The organism is Micromonospora sp. B11E3 (genome assembly GCF_039871625.1).
Lineage (GTDB): Bacteria > Actinomycetota > Actinomycetes > Mycobacteriales > Micromonosporaceae > Micromonospora.
The window spans coordinates 1-18917 of the sequence record NZ_JBDPMC010000006.1 but is presented as its reverse complement, the minus strand read 5'-3'; the positions used below and the strand labels follow the sequence as shown (position 1 = coordinate 18917).

16 protein-coding genes and 1 pseudogene are annotated in these 18917 nt (G+C 74.0%); 11 read left to right on the top strand and 6 right to left on the bottom strand.

Going from position 1 to position 18917, the window contains the following annotated elements; translation table 11 throughout:
- The first annotated feature begins 2 nt into the window (after window positions 1-2).
- Together ispF and ABGB16_RS05000 are read left to right on the top strand one after the other, a co-directional pair.
- The gene (gene ispF / locus ABGB16_RS05005) at window positions 3-485 is read left to right on the top strand and encodes a 2-C-methyl-D-erythritol 2,4-cyclodiphosphate synthase (RefSeq protein ID WP_347666764.1); all 483 of its coding nucleotides are present in this window, start codon (window positions 3-5) and stop codon (window positions 483-485) included.
- 9 nt (window positions 486-494) lie between these two features.
- On the top strand, window positions 495-1508 hold the full coding sequence (locus ABGB16_RS05000) for a tetratricopeptide repeat protein (RefSeq protein WP_347666763.1): 1014 nt from the start codon (window positions 495-497) through the stop codon (window positions 1506-1508).
- A gap of 50 nt (window positions 1509-1558) precedes the next feature.
- Here ABGB16_RS05000 and ABGB16_RS04995 read toward each other — a convergent pair.
- Window positions 1559-2527: pseudogene (locus tag ABGB16_RS04995) on the bottom strand (homogentisate 1,2-dioxygenase); the annotation flags it as partial.
- Window positions 2528-2621: 94 nt separating this feature from the next.
- On the opposite strand from ABGB16_RS04995, the gene ABGB16_RS04990 reads away from it, so the two are divergent.
- The 5 genes from ABGB16_RS04990 to ABGB16_RS04970 all read left to right on the top strand — a co-directional run bounded on the left by ABGB16_RS04990 (window position 2622) and on the right by ABGB16_RS04970 (window position 6967).
- Window positions 2622-3473, top strand: a complete 852-nt coding sequence (locus ABGB16_RS04990; RefSeq protein WP_347666762.1) for a hypothetical protein — start codon at window positions 2622-2624, stop codon at window positions 3471-3473.
- Window positions 3470-4666, top strand: coding sequence for a fumarylacetoacetase (fahA, locus tag ABGB16_RS04985; protein WP_347666761.1), 1197 nt, complete (start codon window positions 3470-3472; stop codon window positions 4664-4666). The genes ABGB16_RS04990 and fahA overlap by 4 nt, the downstream gene beginning before the upstream one ends.
- Before the next feature lie 200 nt (window positions 4667-4866).
- Window positions 4867-5076, top strand: coding sequence for a DUF397 domain-containing protein (locus ABGB16_RS04980; protein WP_347666760.1), 210 nt, complete (start codon window positions 4867-4869; stop codon window positions 5074-5076).
- A 78-nt stretch (window positions 5077-5154) separates the two neighbouring features.
- Entirely contained in the window at window positions 5155-5640 is a 486-nt protein-coding gene (locus ABGB16_RS04975; protein ID WP_347666759.1) for an SRPBCC family protein, read from the top strand.
- Between the two features lie 73 nt (window positions 5641-5713).
- The gene (locus tag ABGB16_RS04970) at window positions 5714-6967 is read left to right on the top strand and encodes a PQQ-binding-like beta-propeller repeat protein (RefSeq protein ID WP_347666758.1); all 1254 of its coding nucleotides are present in this window, start codon (window positions 5714-5716) and stop codon (window positions 6965-6967) included.
- Between the two features lie 12 nt (window positions 6968-6979).
- On the opposite strand, the gene hisC is transcribed toward ABGB16_RS04970, so the two are convergent.
- The 4 genes from hisC to hppD are packed head-to-tail and all read right to left on the bottom strand — an operon-like array spanning window position 6980 to window position 11062.
- Entirely contained in the window at window positions 6980-8083 is a 1104-nt protein-coding gene (gene hisC / locus ABGB16_RS04965) for a histidinol-phosphate transaminase (protein ID WP_347666757.1), read from the bottom strand.
- Window positions 8080-9114 carry an RDD family protein gene (locus ABGB16_RS04960; protein ID WP_347666756.1) on the bottom strand — a complete coding sequence of 345 codons (1035 nt, stop codon included), beginning with the start codon at window positions 9112-9114 and terminating at the stop codon, window positions 8080-8082. The genes hisC and ABGB16_RS04960 overlap by 4 nt, the downstream gene beginning before the upstream one ends.
- Complete coding sequence (locus tag ABGB16_RS04955; protein WP_347666755.1) at window positions 9111-9845, bottom strand: RDD family protein; 735 nt, start codon at window positions 9843-9845, stop codon at window positions 9111-9113. The genes ABGB16_RS04960 and ABGB16_RS04955 overlap by 4 nt, the downstream gene beginning before the upstream one ends.
- An 11-nt stretch (window positions 9846-9856) precedes the next feature.
- Entirely contained in the window at window positions 9857-11062 is a 1206-nt protein-coding gene (gene hppD, locus ABGB16_RS04950; RefSeq protein WP_347666754.1) for a 4-hydroxyphenylpyruvate dioxygenase, read from the bottom strand.
- 137 nt (window positions 11063-11199) lie between these two features.
- Here hppD and ABGB16_RS04945 point away from each other — a divergent pair, with 137 nt between their 5' ends.
- From ABGB16_RS04945 to ABGB16_RS04935, 3 genes are all read left to right on the top strand, one after another.
- Window positions 11200-11688: an Lrp/AsnC family transcriptional regulator gene (locus tag ABGB16_RS04945; RefSeq protein ID WP_347666753.1), complete on the top strand. Its 489-nt coding sequence runs from the start codon at window positions 11200-11202 to the stop codon at window positions 11686-11688.
- A gap of 121 nt (window positions 11689-11809) precedes the next feature.
- A complete protein-coding gene (locus tag ABGB16_RS04940; protein ID WP_347666752.1) occupies window positions 11810-13270 on the top strand; it encodes a PQQ-binding-like beta-propeller repeat protein in 1461 nt (486 codons plus the stop codon).
- Between the two features lie 148 nt (window positions 13271-13418).
- Window positions 13419-15086, top strand: a complete 1668-nt coding sequence (locus ABGB16_RS04935) for a fumarate hydratase (RefSeq protein ID WP_347666751.1) — start codon at window positions 13419-13421, stop codon at window positions 15084-15086.
- A 73-nt stretch (window positions 15087-15159) separates the two neighbouring features.
- Here the strand turns inward: ABGB16_RS04935 and ABGB16_RS04930 are convergent, their stop codons facing one another.
- Window positions 15160-16977: a DNRLRE domain-containing protein gene (locus tag ABGB16_RS04930; protein WP_347666750.1), complete on the bottom strand. Its 1818-nt coding sequence runs from the start codon at window positions 16975-16977 to the stop codon at window positions 15160-15162.
- A gap of 120 nt (window positions 16978-17097) precedes the next feature.
- Here ABGB16_RS04930 and ABGB16_RS04925 point away from each other — a divergent pair, with 120 nt between their 5' ends.
- Window positions 17098-18507: a class II fumarate hydratase gene (locus ABGB16_RS04925; protein WP_347666749.1), complete on the top strand. Its 1410-nt coding sequence runs from the start codon at window positions 17098-17100 to the stop codon at window positions 18505-18507.
- Window positions 18508-18917 lie beyond the last annotated feature (410 nt).

The following is an 18917-nucleotide window of genomic DNA, read 5'->3' as shown; positions in this document are numbered from 1 at the left end:
TCATGATCGTTCCTCGGGTGGCCGTCGGCACGGACGTGCACGCCTTCGCGCCCGGCCGGCCCTGCTGGGTGGCCGGTCTGCACTGGCCCGACCAGGACGGCCTGGCCGGCCACTCGGACGCCGACGTGGCCGCCCACGCGGCCTGCAACGCGCTGCTCTCCGCCGCCGGCCTCGGCGACCTCGGGTCGAACTTCGGGGTGGCCGAGCCGGAGTGGGCGGGCGCCCCCGGCGTGGCGCTGCTCACCGAGACCGCCCGCCGGGTCCGCGCGGCCGGCTTCCAGATCGGCAACGTGTCGGTGCAGGTGGTCGGCAACCGGCCGAAGATCGGGCCGCGCCGGGCCGAGGCCGAGGCGGTGCTGTCGGAGGCGGTCGGCGCCCCGGTCAGCGTCTCCGCTGCCACCACCGACGGCCTGGGCTTCACCGGGCGCGGGGAGGGGCTCGCCGGGATCGCGGTCGCGCTGGTCTACCCGGCTTCCGCCGCCTAGGCCCGCCGCATGTCGAGCGACGCCACCGCCGAGGGCTACCTCCAGCGGGCCCAGCTTCTGGCCGACCTGGGCCGGTACGACGAGGCGGCCGGCGAGGTGGGCTTCGCGCTCGCCCTGGAACCGGCGAATCCGGCCGCGCTGACCACGCTGGGCCGGGTGCACCTCGCCGCCCGGCGACCCGCCGAGGCGCGGGACGCCGCCGACGCGGCCCTGACCGTCGCCCCCGGCACCGTCGGCCCGCTGGTCGTCCGCGGGCTCGCGCTGGCCGACCTCGGCGAGTACGCCGAGTCGGCGCGCACCGCCGAGCAGTTGCTCGTCGCCGGCCCCGACGACGCGTACGCCCAGCGCAGCGCGGCGGCGATCCTCTCTGGCGCGCGCAACGGGCAGCCCGCCCTCAACGCCGCCTGGCGGGGTGTGGAGCTGGCCCCGGAGGAGCCGCAGGCGCACCTCGTCCTCGGCCTCGTCGCCGCCCGGCTGCACCTGTACGACCTGGCCGAGCGGGCGTACCGGGAGGCGCTGCGGCTGGACCCGGAGCTGGCCGGGGCGGCCGACGAGCCGGGGGTGGTCCGGCTGGAACGGCGCCGGTACGCCGAGGCGCTGGCGGCGCTGGCGGAGACAGTCCCGGCGGCTCCCGTGCCGGTCGCCGACCCGCGCCGGGGCGCCTTCGACAACCTGCGCCGGCTCGTGCTGTACGGGGCGGGGTGGTCGCTGGTCGGCACCGTCCTGGTGGCGGTCGCGGCGGCGGGCGCGTCCGGCCCGTCCCGGTTCCTCGCGGTGCTGGTGGCGCTCAGCGGGGCGGTGGTGGGCTGGCTGCTGGCGGCCCGGGTGCCGGGGCTGACCCGCACCGTCCTGCCGGACCTGCTGCGCTCGGACCGGTTGCTGGCGCTCGCCGTGTACGGGGTGGCCGCCGCGCCCGTCCTGTTGCTGCTCTACGCGGTCGTGGGGACGCCGTGGCTGTTGGTCTTGGCGATCGTGGTTACTGCCGTGGCGGAGTCGGCGGTGTTCTTCCGTACCGTGCGTTAGGCGTTCGCCTCGCCGTTGCGGCCGTGGGTGGTTGCGGTGGGGTTTTGCTCGACGCCGGAGCCGCGCCGGGCCTCGTAGTTGCCGCCGGTGTAGAACAGCATCTCGTCGGAGTCGACGTTGTGGTGGTTGTACGGCACCGGGATGGCGTCCGGGTGGTAGTCCACCTTGCGCGGCACGAACGAGCAGACGACGAAGTTGGGGCCCTGGAACGTCTGGTGCACCGGCGGCGGCTGGTGGATCCGGCCGGTGATCGGCTCGAAGTCGTGGATGGAGAAAGCCCACGGGTACAGGTGCCCGTCCCAGCCGACCACGTCGAACGGGTGGTTGGCGTAGACGTACCTCGTCCAACCGCGCCGGTGGCGGACCAGCACCTCCACGTCCTCGCCGTCGACCAGCAGCGGCGCGTCCGGCCCCCGGACGTCCCGCTCGCAGTACGGCGAGTGTTCCAGGAACTGCCCCCGGACGGAGAGGTAGCGCTTGGGCGGGCCGACGTGCCCGGCGGCCTCGACGGCCAGCAGCCGGACCGGTTCGCCGCCGGTCGGCACGAGCCGGTGGATGGTCGAGGTGGGGATGATGACGTAGTCGCCGGCCACCGCGTCGAGGGCGCCGAACGGCGACTCCACGCGCATCGTGCCCGACTCCAGGTAGAGACAGTGGTCGCCGGTGGCGTCGCGGAACAGCGGGGACGGCCGGTCGGCCAGCACGTACGCGATCCGGACGTCGTCGTTGGCCAGCAGGTAGCGCCGGCCGAGGACCGGGTCGGCGGCGGTGGAGTCCAGCTTGTGGGTGCGCAGGTGGCGGGGCTTGAGCGGCAGGTTCGGCGCGCGGGTGACGGCGGGCGGGTGGTACTCCTCGGCGGCGACGATCGCCGTCGGGGCGTGGCGGTGGTAGAGCAGGGACGAGTCGGACGAGAAGCCCTCCTGGCCCATCAGCTCCTCGGCGTACAGGCTGCCGTCGGGCTGGCGGAACTGGGTGTGCCGCTTCCGGGGCACCTCGCCGACGCTGCGGTAGTACGGCATGTCGCCTCCCGATTCGTCCCGTTCGTCGGCCGCTGACGTCCGATAATCGGACACTGTTGTCCGTTCCTTGTAGCGTCCCGTAAGTTCTTGTTTCGTGTCAACGCAGGTGCCCCGCCTCCTCGCCGGCCTCGTCGACGACGCCGCCGTCTTCCCGCCCGGCAGCGCGACGCTGCCCGACGCGCTCGCCGCGCACCGGCGGCACCGCGACTCCTGGTACGCCGACCTGGTCGGCCCCCTGCTCGTCCCCGCCTCGGCGCTGCCCGCGCTGGCCGGCCTGCTCGGCGCCGACGAGCGGATCGCCGTCGGGGTGATCGCCGACGTCCCGCTGGACCGGCTCGCCGGGGTGCGCGCCGGGATCGACCCCCGGATCGACGTCCGGCAGGTCGAGGCGGCCGTGGCCAAGCGCGGCGAGGACCCGCAGCCCGGCCTGGCCGAGCTGGTCGCCCTCGCCCGCGCCACCGGCCTGCGGGCGTACGCCGAGGTGCCGCTGGCGTTCGGGCTGATGGGGGCGCTGGACACGCTCGCCGCCGCCCGCGCCGACGGGGTGCCGATCGCGGCCAAGTTCCGCACCGGCGGGCTGGCCGCCGAGCTGTTCCCGACCCCGGTCGAGCTGGCCGCCGTGATCGTCGCCTGCCGGGACCGGGAGTTGCCGTTCAAGCTGACCGCCGGGCTGCACCACGCCGTCCGGCACCTCGACCCGGAGACCGGGCTCGTCCACCACGGCTTCGGCAACGTGCTCGCCGCCACGCTCGCCGCTGCGGAGGGCGCCGAGGTGGACGAGATGGCCGCCCTGCTCGCCGCGACCGACCCGGCGCGGCTGGCCGAGCGGGCCCGGGCCGCCCGGGCCGCGACCCGTCCGCTGTGGGTCGGGTTCGGCTCGTGCAGCATCGTGGAACCACTGACCGATCTCATCCGGCTGGGGCTGGTGAACGGGGGCGAGGAATGACCTGGGTGACGGGCGCCGACGGTTCGGCGTACGGGGTGCGCAACCTGCCGTACGGGGTGTTCCGCTCCGACGGCCGCGAGCCCCGGATCGGGGTGCGGATCGGCGACCTCGTGCTCGACCTGGCCGGCGCCGAGGCGGCCGAGCTGGTGCTGGCCGGGGGTGCGCTGCGCCGGCCCACCCTCAACGCGTTCATGGCGCTGGGCCGTCCCCAGTGGACCGCCGTCCGGCAGCGGATCACCGAGCTGCTCACCGACGAGGCCCACCGGCCGGCGGTGGAGCCGCTGCTGGTGCCGCTGGCCGAGGTCGAGCTGCTGCTGCCGTTCGAGGTGGCCGACTACGTCGACTTCTACTCCTCGGAGCACCACGCGGCCAACGTCGGGCAGATCTTCCGCCCCGGCCAGCCGCCCCTGCTGCCGAACTGGAAGCACCTGCCGATCGGCTACCACGGCCGCGCCGGCACGGTGGTGGTCTCCGGCACGCCGATCGTCCGCCCCACCGGGCAGCGGGCCACCCCGCAGGGGCCGGTCTGCGGACCGTCCGTACGCCTCGACATCGAGGCCGAGGTCGGCTTCGTCGTCGGCGTGCCGAGCGGGCTCGGGGACCGGGTCCCGGTGGCCGACTTCGCCGACCACGTCTTCGGGGTGGTGCTGGTCAACGACTGGTCCGCCCGGGACATCCAGGCCTGGGAGTACCAGCCGCTCGGCCCGTTCCTCGGCAAGTCCTTCGCCACCTCGGTGTCGGCGTGGGTGACGCCGCTGGACGCCCTCGCCGACGCGTTCGTCCCCGCGCCCGACCAGGACCCGCCGGTGGCGCGGTACCTGCACGACGTGCCGCACCTCGGGCTGGACCTGCGGCTGGCCGTGGAGTGGAACGGCGAGCGGGTCAGCGAGCCGGCCTTCGCCACCATGTACTGGACGCCCGCCCAGCAGTTGGCCCACCTCACCGTCAACGGCGCGTCCCTGCGCACCGGCGACCTGTACGCCTCGGGCACCGTCTCCGGCCCCGAGCGTGGCCAGGTCGGCTCGTTCCTGGAGCTGACCTGGGGCGGCGCCGAGCCGGTCAAAGTCGGCGGCGAGACCCGCACGTTCCTGGAGGACGGCGACACGGTCACCATCACCGCCACCGCGCCCGGCCCCGACGGCATCACCGTCGCCCTCGGCGAGGTCACGGGCACCGTCCGCCCGGCCCGCTGACCAGGCCGGGAGCCTCCCTTCACCCCGAACCCCGGGCGCCGGCCGGAAGCCTCCCGTACGCCGAACCCCGGTCGCACCCGCTGTGCGACCGGGGTTCGGCGTATCCGCGTTGATCGTCCCGGGCCGGTTCGCGGCGGGTACCCGCCGGCGGCGCCGGTCGTCGTGGGGAAACGCCCCAGCGGACGAGGAGGCAGACGAGCATGACCGATCTCGCGGGCGCCGCCTGGCGTACCAGCAGCCGCTCCAACGACCAGGGGCTGTGCGTCGAGGTGGCGGACAACCTGGTCCGGACCGTCGGCGTGGTCGCGGTACGCGATTCCAAGGACCCGTCCGGCCCGGCGCTGACCGTGAGCCCGTCGGGTTGGGCGGCCTTCGTCGAGGCGGTCCGGGACGGGGGATTCCGCACCTGAGCGACGCCTGCCGGCGACGAAAAATGGGCTCCCGTCGCACCCTCACTCCCCGTACGGTGGGGGACACGGGAGGTGCTCATGTCGACGGTTTCGGTCACCCAGATCATCGAGGCGCCCGCCGACCAGCTCTGGCGGCTCCTGGTCGAGCTGCCGGACCGCGCCGACTGGCTCTCCACGGTCCGCGCGGTCGAGCTGCTCACCCCGGGCCGCCTCGCCCCCGGCACCGCCTGGCGGGAGACCCGCACCCAACCGGACGGGGCCGCCCACACGGAGGAGTTCGTCGTGGTGGAGGCCGTCCCGTTCCGGCGGCTCGTGCTCAGCTCGCCCGGCATCGGCGTGGACTACCGGACCACCTGGACCCTGCGTGCGGTGCGGCGGTGCGGTCGCGCCCGCACCGCCGTCAGCGTGCGGCAGGAGGCGCTGCCCACCGCCCCGTACGGCCGGGTGCTCGCCCTGCTCCTCGGCGGACTGGCAGCGCGGGCTGTGGAGGGCGCGTTCCGCCGGGACCTCTGCGACCTCGCCCGCGCCGCCCGACCCCCGGCCGCTGCTGCGGCGGCGGCCTGAGCCGCGGGTGGCTGCGCGACCTGACAGGGGCTGCTGGGGTTCGGCTCGGTAGGGTGCCGGTCGGAGGTGCGGCATGGGGTTCCCGAAGGGGCGGCGCGGGGTGGCGGCCGTGGTCGCGGCGCTGCTCGGCGTCGGGGCGGTCGCGGTCGTCGTCCACCGGGTGCTCGCCCCCGCCGAGGTCGAAACGGTCGCCCGGGCCGGCTACCCGCCTGCGGCCACGCCGGCCGTCGGGGTGGTGGGGCGGCTCCCGGTGGCCCCGCTGATCGTGGACGGCCGGCTCCGCGTCTACACGGCCGCCCGCCAGGTGTACGCCGACCAGCCCGCCGACGGTCGGTACCGCGCCAGCCCCTACTGGTCGTACCGGCGCTGGCCCGCGCGGCTGAGCGGGGTGGTGGCCGACGGGACCACCGTGGTCAGCCACTGGTCGGACGGGAAGCTCGTGGCGCTGGACGCGCGTACCGGACGGGTCGCCTGGCGGGCCGACGGCCCGGTGCCCCCCGACTCCCCGACCGCCCGCCGCACCGGGGCCGGCACCGTCTGGGACCCGGCGGGGCTCTTCCTCGCCCGGACCGGCGACGGCCGGGCCGTGCTGGTCGTCTCCGGGCGACGCGGGGTCCGTGGCTTCGCGCTGGCCGACGGCCGGCAGCTCTGGTCGGCCGGGGTGGACGACCGGTGCCGCACCGACGTCGGCACCACGGCGGCCGGGCAGTTCCTCGCGGTCGACCGCTGCGCCGGCCCGCCCGCGGTCGAGTTCCGCGACGTGTCGACCGGCACGACGACGACACGCTGGCAGCCGCCGGGCGGCTCCGCCGAGCTGTCCGCCACCCCCGTCGGCTGTGTGAGCCACCGCTCCCGATGCCGGGGTCTGCGCACCGCCGGCCCGGCCGACGCCCCGGCCCGCGGCTGGCTGGTCGCCGCGGGCCCGCCCGTCGCGGCGTCGGGCCTCGACCTGGCCGGGTCGGAACTGGCCGGGGATCGGGTCGTGGGGGTGACCGACGGGGTGCTGACCGCGCGGTCCGCCCGGACCGGCGAGGAACTGTGGCGCCGGGCCGACCTCGGGCCGGTCCGGATCCTCGCCACCCAGCCCGGCCGGGTGCACCTGCTCACCGAGCAGAACGACCTGGTCACCCTCGATCCGGCGACCGGCGCGCAACGCTCCCGCTTCCCGCTCACCGTGGGCCGGGACGGCCTGGGCTGGGCGCCCGGCCTCGCGTACGCGGCGGACGGCTACGTGGCGGTGGAGCGGCTGCGCGAGCCGGTCGACCCGGACGCGGACGACCAGCGGTACTTCCCGATGTCCGAGCCGGTGGTGCTGGCCGCCACCTGAGCCGGCCCGCCCTCACGCGAGGGTGGCCTCGGCGGCGGCGAGGAAGGCGTCGTTCTCGGCCGGGGTGCCGATGGTGACCCGGACGCCGTCGCCGGGGAACGGGCGGACGATCACGGCGCGCGCCTCGCACGCCCGGCCGAACTCCACGGCCCGGTCGCCCAGCGGCAGCCAGACGAAGTTCGCCTGGCTGGACGGCACGTCCGGGACGAGCTTGCGCAGCGCCTCGGTGACCCGGTCCCGCTCGGCGACGACCAGCGCGCAGCGGCGTTCCACCTCGTCGGCCTGGGCCAGCGCGGCCAGCGCCCCGGCCTGGGCGGCCATGCTGGTGGAGAACGGGGTGACCACCTTGCGCACGGCGGCGGCCACCTCGGGCGCGGCGACGAGCCAGCCGATCCGCAGACCCGCCAGCCCCCACGCCTTGGACAGGGTGCGCAGCACGGCGACGTTCGGCCGGTCGGAGTAGGTCAGGCCGTCCGGCACCTCCGGGTCGGTGACGAACTCCCGGTACGCCTCGTCGATCACCACCAGCACGTCGTCCGGCACCGCGTCGAGGAAGCGGTCCAGCTCCGCGCGGCGGACGGCCGTCCCGGTCGGGTTGTTCGGGTTGCAGACCAGGATCATCCGGGTCCGGTCGGTCACGGCGGCGGCCATCGCCGTGAGGTCGTGCCCGTGCGCGGCGTCGTTGGGCACCCGCGCGCTGGTCGCGCCGCTGGTCGCCGCGATGATCGGGTACGCCTCGAACGAGCGCCACGAGTAGAGCAGCTCGTCGCCCGGCAGGCAGGTCGCCCGGACCAGGTGCTCGGCCAGCGCCACCGACCCGCAGCCCGTGGCGATCCGCTCGGCGTCGACGCCGTACCGCTCGGCGAGCGCCCCCCGCAGCGCGACCACGCCCATGTCCGGGTAGCGGTGCGAGGCGGTCACGGCCTCGGTGACGGCCTCCACCACCCCGGGCAGCGGGCCGTACGGCACCTCGTTGCTGGCGAGCTTGATCGCCTCGGGCAGGCCCAGCTCGCGGGCCAGGTCAGCCGGGCTGCGCCCGGGGACGTAGTTCGGCAGGGCGTCGAGGTCGGCGCGGGTCAGCCGCAGCGGCGGCTCGTGGCGTCCGGTGTCGGTCATCGGGTGTCTCCCGGAGGGTTGGCGGGGTCGTGGGGGGCGGCGGTGCCGGTGCCGGCACCGGGAGTGCGGGGGAGTTGGACCACCACCGTCAGCGCGCGTTTGTCGTGCAGCGCCTGGCGCAGCGGCTGGTCGAACAGCGGCGACACCGCGTCGACGAGCTGCAGCAGCAGGCCGAGGCCGCAGCAGTACCAGAGCAGGGTGGGCAGGCCCAGGGTGCTCCACCGGCGCAGCGCCCGGCCGAAGCCGAGCGGCTGGTCGGCCTCCATCGGCACGGCGCGGATGCCCATGAGCCGCTTGCCGAGGGTCTGCCCGTTGCCGGCCATCGCCGGCACCTCGTACGCGAACCACAGCGCGGTGGCGATGAGCAGGATGGCGATCTGGAGGCCGCCGGCCTGCTCGCCGGGCTGAGGCAGCCCCTCCGTGGACGGGTTGTTGGCCAGCCCCCGGCGCCACGCCTCGCGGAGGTACGGCGTGACCTCCTCGACGTACCGCCAGACGAACCAGCCGTTGACCACCACGTTGAGCAGGAACACGACGCCGAGGTCGATCAGCCGGGCGACCAGCCGGGCGCCGTAGCCGGCCAGCGGCAGCCCGTGCGGGCGCGGCTGCGGCGGGCGCACCGGCCAGGTGGGGTACGGCCAGCCGGGCGGCGGCCCCTGCGGGTGCCCGTGCCCGGGCGGTGGTCCGTGTTGCCCGTATCCGGGCGGTGGTCCGTGTTGCCCGTATCCGGGCGGTGGTCCGTGGTGCCCGTATCCGGGCGGTGGCCCGTAGCCGGGGCCTTGGTGCGCGCCGGGGCCGGGCGCGTGGCCCGGCTGCGGGCCGGGGAACGGGCCGGCCGGCGGGGGCGGGGCGGCGGGGTGTCCCGCCGGGGCGGCCGGGCTGACGGGGGGCGGGGGAGGCTCGACCGGGGGCGGCCCCTCCGGCGGGGTAGCGTCGACCGGGATCGGCGCGCCGATCCAGCCCTCCCCGTCCCAGTACCGCCTGGTCTCCGGGTCGGCAGGGTCAACGTACCAGCCTGGCTGCACACTCACGGAGCAACCTTAACGACGACGGTGCGGGCGAACTTGTCGTGGAGGCACTGCTGCCAGGGCTTGTCCCACAGCTGCCAGAGCCCGTCGACGTAGCTGAGCCCGGGAACGAACATGGCGCCGACGAACTGCACCAGGTACCGCCTGCCGGCCGTACGGCGGTCGAGCGTTCCGTTCGGGTCGAACGGGACGATCTTGATCTTCATGATCTTCTTGCCCAACGTCTGTCCGGTCCGGCGCAGGTACTCGACGTGGTAGAGCCAGTAGAACCCGAGCATCAGGACCATCAGCCCCAGCTCGGCCAGCAGGACGGGCAACATGAAGTCGGTCATCATCGCGACCGGGTCGGGCTCGGCGAGGGTCCCGTCCGGGTTGGCCTCGGCCAGTTGGCTGAACATCCTGAACCAGATGAGCAGGAAGACCGGCATGAACAGCACCATCATGACCACCGTGGCCAGGGCGGTGTCGATCAGGAAGGCCAGGAACCGGTCGCCGAAGCTCGCCAGCGGCTGCCCGTTGGGAGCGACCGGCACCGGGGCGTACCCGGGCGGCGGCCCGGCCCAGCCGGGCGGCGGGGCGTACCCGGGCGGCGGGACCCAGCCCGGCGGCGGGGCGTAGCCGGCGGGCTGGGCCGGGACGGCGTACCCCTGGGGGTTGGTGGGCGGCGCGACGCCGCCGGCGGCGGGCGGCTGCCCACCGGCCGGCGGCGTCGGGTGCGTCGGAGGGTGCGTCACGCTCGACAGTGTTACAGGTTGCCGCGCGCTTCCTGCTCGCGCTCGATGGCCTCGAACAGGGCCTTGAAGTTGCCCTTGCCGAAGCCGAGCGAGCCGTGCCGCTCGATCAGCTCGAAGAAGACCGTCGGACGGTCCTGCACCGGCTTGGTGAAGATCTGGAGCAGGTAGCCGTCCTCGTCCCGGTCCACCAGGATCTTGCGGGACTTCAGCTCCTCGATCGGCACCCGCACCTCGCCGATCCGGGCGCGCAGCTCCGGGTCGTCGTAGTACGAGTCGGGGGTGTCGAGGAACTCGACGCCGGCGGCCCGCATCGCGTCGACGCTGGCGAGGATGTCGTTGGTCGCCACGGCGATGTGCTGGGCGCCCGGGCCTTGGTAGAACTCCAGGTACTCGTCGATCTGCGACTTCTTGCGGGCGATCGCCGGCTCGTTGAGCGGGAACTTCACCCGGCGGGTGCCGTTCGCGACGACCTTGCTCATCAGGGCCGAGTAGTCGGTGGCGATGTCGTCGCCGATGAACTCCGCCATGTTGGTGAAGCCCATGACCCGCTTGTAGAACTCCACCCACTCGTCCATCCGGCCCAGCTCGACGTTGCCGACGACGTGGTCGACCGCCTGGAAGAAGCGCTTGGGCTGGAGGCCGGCGTCGATCATCGGCTGCCGGTCCACGATCGGGCCGCGGGCGACGAAGCCGGGCAGGAACGGGCCGGTGTAGCGGGACCGGTCGACCAGGGTGTGCCGGGTGTCGCCGTACGTGGCGACGGCCGCCAGCCGGACGGTGCCGTGCTCGTCGGTGACGTCGTGCGGCTCGACCAGGCCGGTCGCGCCCTGCGCGGTGGCGTGCGCGTACGCGGCGTCGACGTCGGGCACCTCCAGGGCGATGTCGGAGACGCCGTCGCTGTGCTTCGTGACGTGCTCGGCGCCCGGGGCGTCGGGGCGGACCGCGCCGGTCAGCACGAACCGGGCCGATCCGCTGGTCAGCACGTACTCGGCGTGGTCGCGGTAGCCCTGCTCGGGCCCCCGGTACGCCACACAGGTCATGCCGAACGCGGTGGAGTAGTAGTGCGCGGCCTGCTTGGCGTTGCCGACGAGGAAGCGGACATGGTCGAGGCCCCTGACGGGGAACGGGTCGCGGCTGATGTCGTGGTCGACGGCGCCGACCAGCCGGTCGACGTCGACGTCCTCGGTCGACTGGGGTCGGTCGATCGCCTGGGTCATGGTGGCCTCCCTTGCGTACCGGCCGGCCGCGCGGGCCGCCGTGGTTGCTGATGTGGGGAGAATCGCCGCCCGGCGCGGGCTGGGCAACAGTTGCCGTATTCGCTGGTCAGGTTGCGCATTCGGTACGGTTGTCACTCATGAACGCTGTACGGACTGTCCAGCTCGACGACCTTGATGCACGGCTGCTCACGTTGCTCGCCGAGGAGCCACGGATCGGTGTGCTGGAGTGCTCGCGGCGGCTCGGGGTGGCCCGCGGCACCGTCCAGGCCCGGCTCGACAAGCTCGTCGAGCGGGGTGTGATCGCCGGCTTCGGGCCGGACGTCTCCCCGGCCGCGATCGGCTTCGGGGTGACCAGCTTCGTCACGCTGGAGATCAGCCAGCGGCACGGGCACGACCCGGTCACCCGGCACCTCGCGGCGATCCCGGAGGTGCTGGAGGCACACACCATCACCGGCTCCAGCGACCTGCTCTGCCGGATCGTCGCCCGCTCGAACACCGACCTCCAGCGGGTGATCGACCAGATCGTCTCGTACGAGGGCATCCGGCGGGCCTCGACGATCATCGCCCTCGCCGAGCAGATCCCGTACCGCGTGCTGCCGCTGGTCCGCTCCGCCGCCGCGGGGTAAGGACGGGCCCCTTGTCAACGCTTTCGGTAGAGCAGGGGCCCCCTATTAACACGACGGCGCGCGGAGAAAGCGCCGCGACACGGCCACCAGGGCGCCCGGGACGCTGGTGATCGTCGTTACCGTGTCCGGTGTGAACCGGAGGATCGGCGTGCGTGGCTGGCTGCTGCTCGGCCTCGTCACGGTGATCGTCCTCGCCGCCACCGGAGTCTGGAACCCGTGGCCGGGCGTCTGGGACCGGGTCAACCGGAGCACGCCCATCTCGGAGCCGGACGTGGTCTGGCAGCAGCGCATCGGCGGCACCCCGAGAAGCGTCACCATCGCCGGCGACGCGGTCATCGTCGAGCAGCGCACCCGGGTCGAGGCGCGCAGCCTCGCCACCGGCGCACAACTCTGGGACCGCAAGGCCGACTGGTCCGCGGTGGCCGGCGGCGACCGCGACCCGGTCGTCGCCGTGGGCAAGCTCCTGAGCAAGGGGTACGAGCTGCTCGACCCCACCACCGGGGCGGTGCGCCGCCGCGACGGCGACGCGGTGGGCGTCTGGACGTACCGGAACCTGCTGCTCGACGCCCGGTGCGTCGCGGCGACCGACTGCACGCTGCGCGCCTGGGACCCGCGCGGCACGTCGCCGCTGTGGACGGCGTTCCTGCCCGGCGTCAGCACCGGCCTCTTCGCCGACAACCCCGGCCTGCTCGGCACCCGCCGGCTCACCGCCAGCCGGATCGACGGCGGCGTGGCCGGCCCCGAGCCGGTACCCCCGCTGCTCGGCTTTCCCGTGGACGGCCGGGTGCACGTCGTGGACACGGCGACCGGCCGGGTGCTCCAGGACGTCGAACCGGGCCGGGACGAGCGGCTGGCGGTCGTCGGCGGCCGGATGCTGCGCATCACCGCGGTGTCCCAGGACGGCGCGTGCCGGTTCACCCTCACCGCGCACGACCCCGCCAACGGGAAGCAGGTGTGGCGGCGCGCCGGGATCAACCTGCGCACCGCCGACAGCGCCGGCTGCGCCCAGCGCGAGGATCCGCAGGGCGCGCGGAACGTGCTCATCGGTGTCGCCCCGGACGGCCGGGAGGCGGTCCTCGACGGATACGACGGCCGGCTGCTCCAGGTCAACGCCGAGGGCGAGCGGCTGATGGCGGTCGACGACCGGTACGCGTTGGTCCGGTCCGCCGACCGGCGCTCGGTCCTGGCCCGGGAGCTGGGCGCGGACCGGACCCGCTGGAGCCGGCCGGCCGGCGGGAAGAGCGGCGGGGCCCTCACCCCGTACGCGGCGGTGCTGGCCGACGAGAAGCCGAACCGGCTGGTGGCGCTGGACCCGCGTACCGGCAGGGAGCTGGTGGTGCTGCGGACCCCGGCGAACGCCCTGGCCGTGGGGCCGGCCGGCATGATCATCGGCGAGGGGCGGGAGATCGGGTACGTCCGTTTCGGCGCGGGCGCGGCCGGCCCGGCACAGCCGCCGGGCGGTGACCCCGGCGACCCCGGCGGCCCCGGCCCGGGCAGCACCGGTGGCGCCCCGGGCGCCGACGGCGGCGGCACCTGCGGGCCGAAGCGGGAACTGTGCCCCGAGCAGGGCAAGGACGGCTGAGGCGGGCCGGCGGACCGGGTCGGACGGGCCGACCCCGGTCGTGTCCGGGCTCACGGCCGCGTCGCCGGCCCCGCCGGATGAGAGCGGCGTCCCAGGACGCACCCGGCGGGTGCCAACGATCGACCGGTCTGCCCTAGGCTTTCCGCTCATGAGCAGTGCCGCCGCGTTCTCCTACGCCCCCTTGCTGCCGACCGGGCCGGACCAGACCGAGTACCGGCTGATCACCGACGAGGGCGTCGACGTCGTCAACGGTCCCGGGGGCCGCCGGTTCCTCACCGTGGAGCCGGCCGCGCTGACCGCGTTGACCGCCGAGGCGATGCACGACATCGCCCACTTCCTCCGCCCGGCGCACCTGGCCCAGCTCCGGGCGATCATCGACGACCCGGCGGCCTCGCCGAACGACCGGTTCGTCGCCCTCGACCTGCTGCGCAACGCGAACATCGCGGCGGGCGGCGTGTTGCCGATGTGCCAGGACACCGGCACCGCCATCGTGATGGGCAAACGCGGGCGCCACGTGCTGACCGACGGCGGCGACGCCGAGGCGATCTCGCGCGGCGTCTGGCAGGCGTACACCCGGCTGAACCTGCGGTACTCGCAGCTCGCCCCGCTGACCATGTGGGAGGAGCGGAACACCGGCAGCAACCTTCCGGCGCAGGTGGAGATCTACGCCGAGGACCCGGACGGGCACCCGGACGCGTACAAGTTCCTCTTCATGGCCAAGGGCGGCGGCTCCGCCAACAAGTCGTACCTCTACCAGGAGACCAAGGCGCTGCTGAACCCGACGCGGATGATGCAGTTCCTGGAGGAGAAGCTGCGGCTGATCGGCACGTCGGCCTGCCCGCCGTACCACCTGGCCATCGTCATCGGCGGCACGTCGGCCGAGTACGCGCTGAAGACCGCCAAGTACGCCTCCGCCAAGTACCTCGACGCGCTGCCCACCTCCGGCTCGATGACCGCCCACGGCTTCCGCGACCTGGAGTTGGAGGCCGAGGTGCTGGAGCTGACCCGCAACTTCGGCATCGGGGCGCAGTTCGGCGGCCGGTACTTCTGCCACGACGTACGGGTGGTCCGGCTGCCCCGGCACGGCGCCTCCTGCCCGGTGGCCATCGCGGTCTCCTGCTCCGCCGACCGGCAGGCGGTCGCGAAGATCACCCCGTCGGGCGTGTGGCTGGAGCGCCTCGAAACCGACCCGGCGCGGTACCTGCCCGACGTCACCGACGCGCACCTGGACGCGTCCGAGGTCGTCCGGGTCGACCTGAACCGGCCGATGGACGAGATCCGCGCCGAGCTGTCCAAGTACCCGGTGAAGACCCGGCTGTCCCTGACCGGCCCGCTGGTCGTGGCCCGGGACATCGCCCACGCCAAGATCGCCGAGCGGCTGGACGCGGGCGAGCCGATGCCGCAGTACCTGCGCGACCACGCCGTCTACTACGCCGGCCCGGCGAAGACCCCCGAGGGGTACGCCTCCGGCTCGTTCGGCCCCACCACGGCCGGGCGGATGGACGCCTACGTGGAGAAGTTCCAGGCGGCCGGGGGATCGATGGTGATGCTGGCCAAGGGCAACCGGTCGGCCCAGGTGACCCGCGCCTGCCAGCAACACGGCGGCTTCTATCTCGGCTCGATCGGCGGCCCCGCCGCCCGGCTCGCCCAGGACTGCATCAAGCACGTCGAGGTCCTGGAGTACCCGGAGCTGGGCATGGAGGCGGTCTGGAAGATCGAGGTGGAGGACTTCCCGGCCTTCATCGTCGTCGACGACAAGGGCAACGACTTCTTCGCCGAGGTCACCAAGCCGGTGCTCACCGTCGGCCGCCGCTGACCCGCGGCGGCGGACCGGCCGGAGGTGAACCCTCCGGCCGGTCCGCCGCCCGGTTGTGCGTCCGGGTCGCCCGTCAGGCGGCCTGGGCGGCGAAGAACAGGCTGCTGAAAATCTGCGACACGAACCCGTCGCCGGTCCGCGAGTAGACGGTGACCCGGTGCAGCCCTGCGGTCGTCGGCGTGTAGCTCACCGACGCCGAGCCGTCGGCGCCCGCCGCGACCGTCTGCGCGGGACGGCCGTCGAACGAGTAGACGTACTCGGTCACCCCGGGCATCCCCGGCCCGAAGACGAACGTGCCGGGCGTGCCGGCGGGCGCCCCCGTCTTGCCCATCGGGTACTCGACGGAGGTGACCGTCGGCCTGTTGCTGATGGTGAACCCGTACACCTCTTCCCCGGACGTCAGGCCGTCCGCGGTACGACTGCGGACGTACACCGCGTTGGAGCCCACCTGGGTCGAGGTGATCGTGACCACGGCCGTGCCGTCGGCCGCCGCGGCGACGGTCTGCTCGGGCCCGCTGTTGAGCCGGTACGTGTACTCGACCACGTTCTCCATGCCGGGGGAGAAGGTCAGCGTCCGCGGCTCGCCGTACCCGGCGGTCGGGTTGGCGGCCGTGACCGTCGGGCTGGTGTCGTTCGCCCGGAACACGTAGCTCGTGAGCGGGGACCGGTTCCCCGCCCGGTCCACCGCCTGGACGCTCAGCGTCTCCACGGCGTGGTCGGGGGCGACGGTCACCGTTGCCGAGCCGCCCGGCGTGTCGAGGGCCACGTACGTCGTGGGCCCCCCGAGCAGCCAGTACTGGAAGCCCACGGTGTCGGCTGCGTCGTTGGCCGTGAAGGTGAACCGACCCGGGATGCCCACCCCGCCGTACCACCCCTCGTCCGCAGGGTAGTCCGTGGAGCTGACCGTCGGCTGCGCGGGGCTGCTGACGTCGACGGTGAACCGGCACTCCGCCGACCAGTCGGAGCTGGCGTACGCGTCGCTCGCGCGGACCGCGAAGGCGTACGTGCCGCCGTCGACCAGCGAGCCGTCGGGGAACCGGTACGTGAAGACCGTGGGAGCCGCCTTCTCCGGGGACGTCGACTCGGTCCGCTCGGTGGGCCGGTCGACCGGCCACCAGGCGAAGGTCGCCGCCACCGGTTCCGCCGACGCCGGGCCGGCGTCCGGGTCGGTCACCTCAGCGGAGAGGGGCGGGGTGGCGGTCCCGATCGCCTGCCCGTCCGCGCACGGGAGGCCCTCGACGCTGAGTTTCCCGGGCACGTCGGGGGCGGCGTTGGCCAGCAGCGACACGCCGAACGTCGAGAGCCGCCGCCCGTAGTGCTTGCTCTCCTCGTGGTCGCCCCTGATCCGGGCCATCAGGGTGAGCGAGTCCCGCCCGTCGGCGACCGCCTGCCGGAAGGCGTCGGTCACCGCCAGCTCCAGGTACCCGGCCGGGCAGGGCGCCGTCGACCCGAGGTCCCCGATCTTCTCGCGCACCACGGGGGCGCTGTTCCAGGTGAGGGTCGCGGCGGGCGGGTCCGTACGCCACAGCTCCAGCTCGCGCGGCTTGTCGCAGTCGGCGACGGCGCCCTCACCGGTCATGACCTGGGCGCTGATGACCTGCCTGCCCCGGTAGGGCGTCAGGTCGAAGGTGAAGTAGGCGCGGGCGGTCGTCTTCACGTTGTCCGCCTCCCACGTCCCGACCGGTACGTCCGTGGCGGCGGCGAAGGCGACGTCAGGCTGCCCGGCGTCCGTGTAGGTCACGCTGGCCGGCAGCACCCAGCGGGCCGCGGCGGGCGAGGCGGTGACGGCGAGCGCCCCCGCGGTGGTCAGCAGGGCGGCGAGGCCCGTGGTCAGGACGCGGCGTGGCGCGGACGTGCGCCGGCCGCGGTTACCCCCGTGTGTGTACGGCACGTTCAAGTTCCTCCTGTATGGCGGATGAGAGTTCTGCGATCTTAACTTTCTCGACCTTTGCCATCGTCGATTTTTCGTGGTCGCCGCGATCATCTGCGGACCGGCGGCCGGCGCGGCAGGATGGAACGCGTGACGACTCCAGAGGAGACCGGTTACCGGATCGAACGCGACTCGATGGGCGAGGTGGAGGTGCCCGCCGAGGCGCTGTGGCGGGCGCAGACCCAGCGCGCGGTGCAGAACTTCCCGATCTCCGGCCGGGGGATCGAGCCGGCGCAGATCAAGGCCCTGGCCCAGATCAAGGGCGCGGCGGCCCTGGTCAACGGCGAGCTGGGCGTGATCGACGCGGACGTGGCCGCCGCGATCGCCGCCGCCGCCGCGCACGTCGCCGAGGGCGGGTACGACGACCAGTTCCCGATCGACGTCTTCCAGACCGGCTCGGGCACCTCGTCCAACATGAACGCCAACGAGGTCATCGCCACCCTGGCCAGCCGCGAGCTGGGCCGGGACGTGCACCCGAACGACGACGTCAACGCCTCGCAGTCCAGCAACGACGTCTTCCCGTCCTCGATCCACCTGGCGGCGACGCAGTTCGTCGTGGAGGACCTGATCCCCTCACTGAAACACCTGGCCGGGGCGCTGGAGGAGAAGTCGGCCGAGTTCGAGACCGTGGTCAAGGCGGGGCGTACCCACCTCATGGACGCCACGCCGGTCACCCTCGGCCAGGAGTTCGGCGGGTACGCCGCCCAGGTCCGCTACGGCGTCGAGCGGCTGGAGGCGACCCTGCCCCGGCTGGCCGAACTGCCGCTCGGCGGCACGGCGGTGGGCACCGGCATCAACACGCCGTTCGGCTTCGCCGCCGCGGTGATCGCCCGGCTGCGCGAGTCCACCGGGTTGCCGCTGACCGAGGCGCGCAACCACTTCGAGGCGCAGGGCGCCCGGGACGCCCTGGTGGAGGCCTCGGGTCAGCTCCGCACCGTCGCCGTCGGCCTCTACAAGATCGCCAACGACATCCGCTGGATGGGCTCGGGCCCCCGGGCGGGCCTGCGCGAGCTGCGCATCCCCGACCTCCAGCCCGGCTCGTCGATCATGCCCGGCAAGGTGAACCCGGTGGTCGCCGAGGCCGTCCGGCAGGTCTGCGCCCAGGTCGTCGGCAACGACGCGGCGGTCGGCTTCGCCGGCTCGCAGGGCGACTTCGAGCTGAACGTCATGCTCCCGGTGATGGCCCGCAACCTGCTGGAGTCGATCAAGCTGCTGGCCGCGTCGAGCCGCCTGCTCGCCGACCGCTGCGTGGCCGGCCTGGTCGCGAACGAGGACGTCTGCCTGGCGTACGCGGAGGGGTCGCCGTCGATCGTCACCCCGCTCAACCGCTACCTCGGGTACGACGAGGCCGCCTCCATCGCCAAGGAGGCGCTGGCCAGGGAGGCGGCGATCCGGGACGTGGTGATCGAGCGGGGCCACGTGGCGAACGGCAAGCTCAGCGCCGACCAGCTGGAGGAGGCGCTGGACCTGCTCCGGATGACCCACCCCTGACCGAGTTGGAGGGCAGCGCGCTGGCCCTCGGCGCGCTGCCCGGCGCGTCGGCTCCTGGCCCTCGGCGCGCTGGCCCGGCGCATCGGCTCCTGGCCCGACGTGCGGTTCGGTATCGACGTCGCGTCGGAGGTGGAGGTGCAGCCGTGACGGAGTCCCTGGTCACGTGGCTGAACCCGGGTCGCGGCCCTCTGGAGCTGCCCCGTTCACGCTATCGGCCGGCGGCCGCGATCGGCTGTCTCATCGCCGTCGTCGGCTGGCCCGCTGACCGGTGCCGGTGCCGCTTAGAGCGACCGGCAATAGGCACCCAGGATCCGGACAGGTAGGTACCCGGAGTAGCAAACAGGCACGGGACATCGATCATCGGAGTTCTCTACGCTCAGTGATCGACGGGAGTCCCGTGCCTGCCTTGC

Coding starts and splice junctions, on each gene's coding strand:
- ispF (WP_347666764.1), top strand. CDS start 3: ATGATCGTTCCTCGGGTGGCCGTCGGCACGGACGTGCACGCCTTCGCG.
- ABGB16_RS05000 (WP_347666763.1), top strand. CDS start 495: ATGTCGAGCGACGCCACCGCCGAGGGCTACCTCCAGCGGGCCCAGCTT.
- fahA (WP_347666761.1), top strand. CDS start 3,470: ATGACCTGGGTGACGGGCGCCGACGGTTCGGCGTACGGGGTGCGCAAC.
- ABGB16_RS04980 (WP_347666760.1), top strand. CDS start 4,867: ATGACCGATCTCGCGGGCGCCGCCTGGCGTACCAGCAGCCGCTCCAAC.
- ABGB16_RS04975 (WP_347666759.1), top strand. CDS start 5,155: ATGTCGACGGTTTCGGTCACCCAGATCATCGAGGCGCCCGCCGACCAG.
- ABGB16_RS04970 (WP_347666758.1), top strand. CDS start 5,714: ATGGGGTTCCCGAAGGGGCGGCGCGGGGTGGCGGCCGTGGTCGCGGCG.
- hisC (WP_347666757.1), bottom strand. CDS start 8,083: ATGACCGACACCGGACGCCACGAGCCGCCGCTGCGGCTGACCCGCGCC.
- hppD (WP_347666754.1), bottom strand. CDS start 11,062: ATGACCCAGGCGATCGACCGACCCCAGTCGACCGAGGACGTCGACGTC.
- ABGB16_RS04945 (WP_347666753.1), top strand. CDS start 11,200: ATGAACGCTGTACGGACTGTCCAGCTCGACGACCTTGATGCACGGCTG.
- ABGB16_RS04935 (WP_347666751.1), top strand. CDS start 13,419: ATGAGCAGTGCCGCCGCGTTCTCCTACGCCCCCTTGCTGCCGACCGGG.
- ABGB16_RS04925 (WP_347666749.1), top strand. CDS start 17,098: ATGGAACGCGTGACGACTCCAGAGGAGACCGGTTACCGGATCGAACGC.